Source organism: Natronohydrobacter thiooxidans, from assembly GCF_001884735.1.
Taxonomy (GTDB): Bacteria; Pseudomonadota; Alphaproteobacteria; order Rhodobacterales; family Rhodobacteraceae; genus Roseinatronobacter; species Roseinatronobacter thiooxidans_A.
Genome location: NZ_MJAP01000016.1, coordinates 1 through 8,667, shown reverse-complemented (window position 1 = coordinate 8,667; position 8,667 = coordinate 1). Strand labels below are relative to the sequence as shown.

Genomic DNA, 8,667 nt, shown 5'->3' with positions numbered 1-8,667 from the left:
GAAGGCGGCGGTTTCCGCGAGGTTGGCGGACGCCGCCCGGCTTTCGACGACGAGCCGCGCGGCATGTCCCTCGCCCTTGCGCACGATACGGCGCGACCGGCCCGTGACCTCGGCCACCAGATCGGTCCCAAAGCGCTGGACGATCTGATCAAGCGCCCCGGGCACAGGCGGCAGGCTCGCCAGATGCTCGATCAGCGCATCACGGCGGCGCACTGCCTCGCGGCATTCGACCGGCTGACCATCGCGCGTGACCGGGCGCGAGGACAGGTTGCCCTCGCTGTCCGTGAAAGGCTCAAACAGCTGCACCGGGAAGGAATGGGCGAGGTAATCCAGGACGTACTCGCGCGGGGTGATGTCGACACGGATGTCGTTCCACTCCTCGGTCGGGATATCCGACAAGCGGCGTTCCATCAGCGCCTCGCCCGTCGAGACGATCTGGATGACGGCTGCATGGCCTGCGGCCAGATCGGTCTCGATGCTGGAAATCAGGGTGGGGGTTTTCATGGAGGTCAGGAGATGGCCGAAGAAGCGCTGCTTGGCGGATTCAAACGCCGAGCGCGCGGCGGATTTGGCCTGGCGGTTCAGCGTGCCGCCGGAGCCTGTCGAACTGGCCGGGCCAGTGATGTTGGCCGCTTCCATCGCAGCGGCGAGGTTGTTGTGGATGACGGAGAAGGCCCCGGCATATGCATCATAGATGCCGCGCTGCTCTGGGGTCAGCGCATGTTCCAGCATCTCGTATTCGACGCCGTCATAGGACAGCGATCGGGCGGTGTAGAGGCCAAGCGACCGCAGGTCGCGGGCCAAAACCTCCATCGCGGCAACGCCGCCGGCCTCGATGGCCTGCACGAATTCCGCCCGCGTTGAAAACGGAAAGTCCTCCCCACCCCACAGACCAAGCCGCTGCGCATAGGCGAGGTTTTGCACCGAGGTCGCGCCCGTGGCCGAAACATAGACCACGCGGGCATTGGGCAGCTTGTGCTGCAGCCGCAGGCCCGCCCTGCCCTGCTGCGAGGCCGTGACATCGCCGCGCTCGCCCTTGCTTCCTGCGGCATTGGCCATGGCATGGCTTTCGTCGAACAGGATCACCCCGTCGAAATCCGCCCCCAGCCAGTCGACGATCTGATCGACGCGGGACTTTTTTGCGCCCCGTTCCTCGGAGCGCAGCGTCGCATAGGTGGTGAACAAGATGCCTTCGGTGAGCGGAATGTCGCGGCCCTGCGCGAAGCGCGAGAGCGGCGTGACCAGCAGCCGCTCCTGGCCAAGCGCCGACCAGTCGCGCTGCGCATCCTCCAGCAGCTTGTCGCTCTTCGAGATCCAGAGCGCCTTGCGGCGTCCCTGCGCCCAGTTGTCCAGAACAATTCCGGCCGACTGGCGGCCCTTGCCCGCGCCGGTGCCATCGCCAAGGAAGAAGCCACGGCGGAAGCGGATGGCGCCAGCGGCATCATCGGGCGCGGCTGAGACCATGTCGCCGGTTTCATCGACGGTCCAAGACCCCGCGAGATACGCAGAATGCGCCTCGCCCGCATAGATCACGGTCTCGAGCTGCGCGTCGGAGAGCAGGCCGTCGTGCAGGACGGCGGTGGGCAGCTTGGGGCGGTAGGAAGGCTTCGGGGGCGCGACAGAGGCCATGGCCGCCGACTGCACCAGCTTCGTCGGGTGCGGTGCCGCGCCGGGGATGTCGATGGCTTGCAGCCGGAAGATCTCATAAATGGAATCCGACAAGCGCGCGCTGGCCCCGTCCTCGGTCGCATCGCGCAGGCTGTAAGCGAGCTCAGTGGCCTCGATCTGCGCGGCGGTGGTGGTGGATGTCGTTGGGGGCGTGGCGCGCGATGAGCTGACGCCTGTGCGCGCGGCACGGGTAGGATTTCCCGGGAAGGGGGAAGTGGGGCGCTGTCCGGATTGTGCGACCTGCGCCAGCGCAAGGCGCGGGGGGACATGGGTGGTGATCAGCGACAGCAGGCTGGCCACATCCGGCGAGGCCGGGCGCGCCAGATCGGCGATGATGCCGCCCCGCTCACCGCCACGGCATTTATCGAAGACCGAAATGCGCGTCTCAAAACTGGTGCCGTGTTTGGCGAAGGCAGCACCGGACACAGCGCCGGTGAAGACCAGATGGGCGGCCTCGGTCAGGCGAGCAAATGTCTCCGCCCTGGCGGGGGCATCCGGCGCGAAACCGGCACCGGTGATGGCGACAAGCCGTCCACCGGGGGTCAGACGCGCAAGCGCCGAGCGCAGATGCCGGGCTGTCGCCTCGGTGGTGCGGGCGTCGACATTGGCCATGGCCGAGAAGGGCGGGTTCATCAGGATGACGCTGGGGCGGACGTCCGCGTCCAGATGATCGTCGATTTGTGCGGCATCAAAGGTGGTGACGGGATCACCCGGAAAGAGGAGGCGCAGAAGATCGGCGCGGGTGTCTGCCAACTCGTTCAGCATCAGGCTGCCGCCCGCGATCTCGGCGAGGATCGCCAGAAGCCCGGTCCCGGCGGAAGGCTCGAGCACCAGATCGCGCGCGGTGATCTGCGCCGCCGCCAAGGCCGCAAGCCCCATGGGCAGCGGCGTCGAGAATTGCTGGAACCGCTCCATCTCCTCGGACCGCTGGGTATGCGTGGGCAAGAGGCCGGACACCTTGGCCACAATCGGCAGCAGCGCTGCGGATGATCCAGCCCGCGCCAAGAGCGCGCGGCCGAACTTCCGCAGAAACAGGACCAGCGCCACCTCGCCCGCCTCATAGGCAAGCTTCCAGTCCCAGGCACCGTCAGCATCGGAGCCACCAAAGGCGCGCTCCATCTCAACGCGCAGGCGCAGCGCGTCGATCTGGAAGCCTTGCGCCAGATCAGGCTGAAGTGCTTCGGCCACGCTCAGGACCGCAGCGGCGGTATCGGGGGACGGGATGGGGACAACAGGCGCAAGCGCGCGCGTCTGAACAACAGGGGCGAGATGGGTCATCGGGAAACTCCGGAATGAGGGACAAGATCAGGCCCGGACACCCTCTCTCGGGCACCCTCAGGCCTGATCTTTCCCAGCCCCCCTCAAGCTCTCAAACCCCTTTGATTGTGACATCTGGCTTGCATTTGTTCGCTTTATGTTCTATAATGCAAAATGTGCCAGAGAGGGAGACCGCCCCGATGGAAGAGACCACATTCGCCCTGCCCGCCACGCCCAAGCAGATCGCCTTTGCGCGCGCGCTCGCCCTGCGCAACCAGACGCTTCTGCCCTGGGACGTCCAGCAAGACCGGCGCGCGCTCAGCGCCTGGATCGAGGCGCAGGCGAGAATGAAACCGGCATCAGACATGGACCAGCTGCCGACATCCAGGCAGGTGGCCTTCGCCGAAAAACTCGCCCGGATCAAGCGCCGCGCCGTGCCGGATGAGTGTTTCCGCGACAAGGGGCTGATGTCGAAGTGGATCGACGGGAACAGGTGAGGCTGGGCGGACCCTGCGGTGATCGAGATCACTTCAGCCGATCAACAACCGATGCCCCGCCCGACCGGGCAAGCGCGATCAGGCTGGACTGGATCCTGGATGTGAAGAGGAACTGAACGTGCCGATGGGCGTGCGGTCCTCCCAGACATAGGACCGCTCCAGAATATCGGTGTTGATCTCGTCCAGCATGACCCATTTGCGGACATGGGTTTCCAACCCCACGCGCTGCGACTCGATCTGTGGCACCTCTATAAACTTGCGCGAGGCCGAGGGCGGCTGCGTGGTGATCGGCAGGATGAACACCACAGTCTCGCTATCGGACTTGGCAACAGTAACGGCGATACAGACAGGCCGCGTCTTGCGGCCCTCAGTATCGCCCGCCATCTGTTCGCGTTTCCACAGGAACGGGTAGCGGAAAAACCTCTCCAGCGGCAGGCTTAGTCATCCGCCCGCTTCAAGTCCCGCTCGAGCCCTTCTATCATCAGCGCCTTGAGATCCTCGGGCATCTCATTGATCATGTGAGCCTGCTGCGTGGCCCCCTGCGCGAGTTGCTGGTACTGGTCCATGCTCATCAACACGAATTTCGGCTTGCGATGCTTGGTGATCGCGATCGGCGAGCGAATGGCCGCGTCAAACAGGTCACTTGTGTGACGCGTCAGGTCGGCCGCCTTGAACTCGGGAAGCTCATGCATGAGCTGTATCTCCATTTGTGCAGAATATACATACATTCTGGATATTCTGCAAGAGATGGGTTGTCCTGAGGGCAGGCTGATCGAACGCGTTGAGTCAACCCTATGAAATATTTCGGCGACAAGAGCCTGATGTCGAAATGAATCGATGGGAACAGGCGACGGGTATCAGTCGATGGATATCGTGCTGGTGCCCGGATCACCGAAGGGTTCCTTCTGCCTCCGAAATGCAGCCCGTAGCGCTGCCGTCGGTGATGGCGGAGAATCCAACGCCTCGAAGAGCGCCTGATGGTCGCACGGCTTCAAGTTTGTGACGTCGGGTTGTTGCTGTCAGCGGCCTTCATTTCGCAAGCCCTCCAAGGGCGCCCGGGATCTGACCGGTCAACCAACAGCCGTAATCGAGTAGTGCGGCGTTCCATCCCAAACAAGATCCCAAGCCGCGCCCGGCCGGACGTTCTGAATGGCGTGGGGCTCGAAGCAGACCAAGCAATTCCCGCCCGGCGCAGGAGCCCGGACCGAGGGATAGATCAGGCCCCGCGATCCAGCCCGGCGGAGATGTTGGGCCAGGCTTTGGCCCTCGGGATATCCGACAGCCGGATCCGGATGCAGCGCGGGATGGCCTGGCTCATCGGTCATATCGTCGAAGACACCGATGAAATCCGCCAGCAGTTCCACATAGCGAGCGCTGTCATGGAAGCTGCCGGTAAAGCCGAGTTCACGTGTGCGGTGCCAGGCCACTTCGCTGACGGACACCATCACATCCCATGCGCAATACCACGCGCCGCGCTCTTCGGTGTTGAAGCGGTTTCCGCCGGCGCGGGTGTAGGTGAAGGCGGCGTTGACATGGCTGTCGCCGTAAATGCGCAGATCTCGGCTGCGGCGCTGCCAGGCCAGCTCGCGCGGGTCCAGATGCGGGTTGCGGCCACGTTCCGCCAGAAGACGGCCGCTGGTCAGGCCCTCGATTTCGGCCAGAATCTCCATCTCGTCATCGGTATCGACGAGACCCCGCAAGGACGGTGGCTTGTGGTAGGTGGCGGGCAGAAGACGAACGAGGCCACGATCGGAAACCTCGGTCTGCTTCATGCCCCACCACGCAACGCGTCAAGATAGGTCCGCACAGCGAGGATCTGCGGCAAGCCCCCGTCGATGGCAGTGTCAACCGGACGGCTGCCCCCGAACAGCGGACCAGTGTTCGGTCGGGTGAACCAGCTTCGCGCGAGCGGCTCGGAGAAGTAGAGTTCGAGTGATTTGAAAATACCGATCACCGCGCTGAGCCGCAACAATTGGTCCTTGGTCAGTTCTCCTGCAAAGCCCGGCTTCTTGGCGCGCTTCCATGTGCTCTCTGACATGTCGGCAAGCGCAGCCGCTTCCTTGAGGCTGAGACCCCAAGCGTCGACCACGCGGGCATAGGCTTTCAACGCGACGGCGTTGATCTGTGCGGGTTCCCGGATTTTCTCAGCAACGTACATGGCATCCTCCATCGGCCGAATTATAGATCATATGGCCTCATTGTAAAGATCAAATGAACTGCTCACGCTCTCACCCGAACCGCCGCCCAGTCTCAGTAAAGGTGTATTCATTGGCGATGATGCCGTCCTCAACGGCCTCGTCCGAGGTCAGGTGGTCGTATTCAGCCTCGAGCTGGCGGTACAGCCAACGGGCCAGATCACGGATCGCCTCCGTCACGATTTCCTCGGCATCCTCAGTGGGCGGTTGCCAGGTCGGGCTGTCGCGTGTGACGTCGACCGACATGCAATACTCGTGGTAATAGCGGCCCCGGTGGCTGATCTCGGCAGCAAGCTGGTAGAAGTTCCGCCGCTGGATGGCCTGCAACCGGTCGGCGATGCCATGCAGCGTCGTGTCCTGGGGCGCGTAGTCCCGGATGCGTGCGGCAGCACCCTTGGCGTGTGACCAGTATCCTTCCAGACAGGCCCCATCCCCTTGGCTCCAGAACCCTGAAAACCAGATGCAGGGCTTGGCCCGCGTGCCACCGCCCATCAGGCGGACGGGTGTGGTTTTGAGACGGATGCCGAGGATGTCGCAGATGCGCTCAAAATCCTCATAGACCGCGTCCCACCAATCGTCGTGGGGACCAAGCTCGCGATACCAGCTGCGCGCCTTTTCCTTGGCCGCATCCGAGAGTTCAGGGAATTGGTAGACGGTGGTGCAGATGACCTCAGGCATGTGCGCCCTCCCCGTTCAGCGCGGCGGTGAGCCAGTCTTGCGTGCTGGTCCAGCCGATGGATTTGCGCGCGCCGAGGTCGATGACATGCGCGCCACCGCCGAAGGCCTCAATGCGCGGCCGGGAGCAGGTCAGCGCAAAGCTGAACCCCCAAAGGCCGGCGAGATCGAGCTCTTCCGCAAGACGCAGCACGAAGCAAATGACGGCTTCGACATCGCCATTCTCGTTGTCGCGAATCCAGAGGGTTGAACCTGAAGGATCGTTCTGGATCGACAGGTCAAAGCCGCAATGCAGGTCCTCGGTCGCGGCATAGCTGTCATTGCGCAGCGCCATGAACGCCTCAAAGGCGCGCGCGGCCTTGTCGGGCGTCCCGACATCCAAAAGGCATGAGAAACGGGTAAAATAATCCGCCATTGGGATCTCCATAAGAAAAGGCCCGACCAATGGCCGGGCATGAGGGTGTGATGGGTTTGGGGTGATCAGGGGCGGCGTCAGTCCCCGCCCACTGGCGTGGTCTCAGCCTGCAGCCTCGCGTGACTGGCCAGCATCGCGCGATAAAAACGCTGGCGTTAAGCGCGCAATCCGCGCATGCGCCGCAGGCCGGGATGCAGCGCCCGGATCGCGGCGCGCAGCACAATGCAAGGCCTGTGCTGAGGGGTTACCCCGAGACGGGGATAGAACGCGTCCATCACCATGGCCTCCGCGCATAGGTGGCGTGACAGATTTGCGGCGGGCCGGAGGGTGCTACAGCCCTGCGCGGATTGTATTCGAGCAGGTTCGCGCGGGCGCTGGCGTCGAACGAGAGGCGACCATCAGCGGGTGTGGACATATCCGATGCAGCGCGCAGATCGCGCAGCAGATCGCAGGTGATCTGCGCAATTGCATCGCTGAGCGCGAGTTTGCGCAGCGCCGGCGCGCGCGGGATTGGCGCAACATAGGGGATTTCCACATCTGGACAGGGACGTTCCGCATCATCCGCCCAGGCCGTGAGGTCTGTGATCCGGCAGATGTCATGATCACAGTGGAAGCTGACCATGACATGTGTGATCCCGGCAAGGGTCAGATGATCATAGAGCCGGGTCATGTTGGCGGCCATCAGCGCTGAAAATCGTGCCGCATCCTCGGCAAGCTGGGCCTGCAGCCCCTGAAAATCCGTGCTGGGCGGGCGCAACGGCGCGGGCAATGTGGGGGATGTCTGGCGCATCAGTCTCTCCTTGAAACAAGCTGGGGGAATGCGCGCTGCCGGGTGGTCTTTCCTCTCCCCCGCAAAGCGCATTTCTCCCCCTGCCCGCCTCTTCCTCTTCACGCGGCGATCTGCAGCGCGCGGGCGGCAAATCCGCGCCAGAGCGGGTCGACCAGCCGCGCATCCAGCAGATCGGCACGCTGGCGCAAGCGTTGTGCCAGAACAGGCTCGTGCCAGTCCCGCGCCCGGCCTGCCTGCGCGCGCAGCTGGCTTGCCTCATGCACCACGGAGCGCGCCTCGGCGGCGCTGGTCACCGGATGGCACCAGGTCACTGCACAGTCGCTGGCCGCACCCGCGAGCACGAGGCGGTCGTCGCGGTCCAGAATGGCGATCATCTGCGGGGCGGCATCGGGGGCGATGCCCTCGGCATGATCAATTGCGCCCTGCATGGCCTCGGCCAGCGTGGCGAAGCGAGCGAGAACCACGGGCACGGCAAAGCCCGACATCTGCGCGGCAGGCAAGGGGTTCGGAGCTGTCAGGGCGAAGGGGCGGTTGGGATCAGCCGTGACATGCGGACAGTACTGTGCGGAGTCGCTCGGACGGATGGACGGTTGGATGGGTAGCGGCAGGTCGAACATGGCTCAGATCTCCGACGGCGCGGAAAGCCACTCTCCCCGCCTCAGCCGTCAAAGACCAAACCGCCGCCCTCTTCCTCGAAGGGGCGACGGCGGCGTTGATGTGAATAGCCGAAAGAACGTGAAATGGGCCGTGGCCGCCTCCTCCTCTGGGCGGCCACGTTCAAAAGTATCGCGTCAGCCGACCCGGTCGAGGAGTTTCTTGGCGCGCCCTTCCATGTCGAGGCGCGCATCCTGCTGGGTTTTGTCGCGCGCAAGCCGCGTGATGCCCTGCACAAAATCGAAAATGCTCTCGGGCGGGCGCTCCTCTTCCATCAGCACCTTTTCGATGATCTTGCCGGACTCGGCCTTCGAGAAACCGCGTTTGCGCAGGAAGTCCGCACGGTCCTCGTCGGTTCGCGCCACGATCTGCTGCCGTGCGGCCTTGATGCCGTTCACGAAGCCCTGCGGCGAGGAATTGGCAAAGCGCGTCAGCGCCGGGGCCGCCTCATGGGCAAAGCGCGAGGCGGCGTATTTCGAATGCCGTATCCGGATCTCCTGAAAATCCTCGACGCCG

11 protein-coding genes and 1 pseudogene are annotated in these 8,667 nt (G+C 64.0%); 1 reads left to right on the top strand and 11 read right to left on the bottom strand.

All coding sequences use genetic code 11. The annotated features are described in order from the left end of the window. The coding region (locus tag BG457_RS10940; protein WP_071797196.1) for a strawberry notch-like NTP hydrolase domain-containing protein at positions 1-2,946 on the bottom strand (2,946 nt) is incomplete at its 3' end. A gap of 179 nt (positions 2,947-3,125) precedes the next feature. Here BG457_RS10940 and BG457_RS10935 point away from each other — a divergent pair. After that, positions 3,126-3,422: a hypothetical protein gene (locus BG457_RS10935; protein WP_071797195.1), complete on the top strand. Its 297-nt coding sequence runs from the start codon at positions 3,126-3,128 to the stop codon at positions 3,420-3,422. A 78-nt stretch (positions 3,423-3,500) separates the two neighbouring features. Here the strand turns inward: BG457_RS10935 and BG457_RS10930 are convergent, their stop codons facing one another. The 10 genes and pseudogenes from BG457_RS10930 to BG457_RS10885 all read right to left on the bottom strand — a co-directional run. Continuing rightward, positions 3,501-3,806 (bottom strand): hypothetical protein, encoded by a 306-nt coding sequence (locus BG457_RS10930; protein ID WP_245770985.1) that lies wholly within the window; start codon positions 3,804-3,806, stop codon positions 3,501-3,503. 53 nt (positions 3,807-3,859) lie between these two features. Next, positions 3,860-4,114 (bottom strand): type II toxin-antitoxin system prevent-host-death family antitoxin, encoded by a 255-nt coding sequence (locus tag BG457_RS10925; protein WP_245770984.1) that lies wholly within the window; start codon positions 4,112-4,114, stop codon positions 3,860-3,862. A 165-nt stretch (positions 4,115-4,279) separates the two neighbouring features. Then, the gene (locus BG457_RS10920; protein WP_084657596.1) at positions 4,280-4,417 is read right to left on the bottom strand and encodes a type II toxin -antitoxin system TacA 1-like antitoxin; all 138 of its coding nucleotides are present in this window, start codon (positions 4,415-4,417) and stop codon (positions 4,280-4,282) included. A gap of 75 nt (positions 4,418-4,492) precedes the next feature. Continuing rightward, a complete protein-coding gene (locus BG457_RS10915; RefSeq protein ID WP_071797193.1) occupies positions 4,493-5,194 on the bottom strand; it encodes an RES family NAD+ phosphorylase in 702 nt (233 codons plus the stop codon). Then, entirely contained in the window at positions 5,191-5,592 is a 402-nt protein-coding gene (locus tag BG457_RS10910) for an MbcA/ParS/Xre antitoxin family protein (protein ID WP_071797192.1), read from the bottom strand. The genes BG457_RS10915 and BG457_RS10910 overlap by 4 nt, the downstream gene beginning before the upstream one ends. Positions 5,593-5,650: 58 nt before the next feature. Beyond that, positions 5,651-6,295: an antitoxin of toxin-antitoxin stability system gene (locus BG457_RS10905; RefSeq protein WP_071797191.1), complete on the bottom strand. Its 645-nt coding sequence runs from the start codon at positions 6,293-6,295 to the stop codon at positions 5,651-5,653. Next, positions 6,288-6,707 (bottom strand): hypothetical protein, encoded by a 420-nt coding sequence (locus BG457_RS10900; protein WP_071797197.1) that lies wholly within the window; start codon positions 6,705-6,707, stop codon positions 6,288-6,290. The genes BG457_RS10905 and BG457_RS10900 overlap by 8 nt, the downstream gene beginning before the upstream one ends. Positions 6,708-6,981: 274 nt before the next feature. Next, a complete protein-coding gene (locus BG457_RS10895; RefSeq protein WP_071797190.1) occupies positions 6,982-7,497 on the bottom strand; it encodes a DUF6878 family protein in 516 nt (171 codons plus the stop codon). 98 nt (positions 7,498-7,595) lie between these two features. Beyond that, positions 7,596-8,114, bottom strand: a complete 519-nt coding sequence (locus BG457_RS10890) for a DNA repair protein RadC (protein ID WP_071797189.1) — start codon at positions 8,112-8,114, stop codon at positions 7,596-7,598. Positions 8,115-8,288: 174 nt separating this feature from the next. Beyond that, positions 8,289-8,667 (bottom strand): annotated as a pseudogene (locus tag BG457_RS10885) (DUF932 domain-containing protein); the annotation flags it as partial.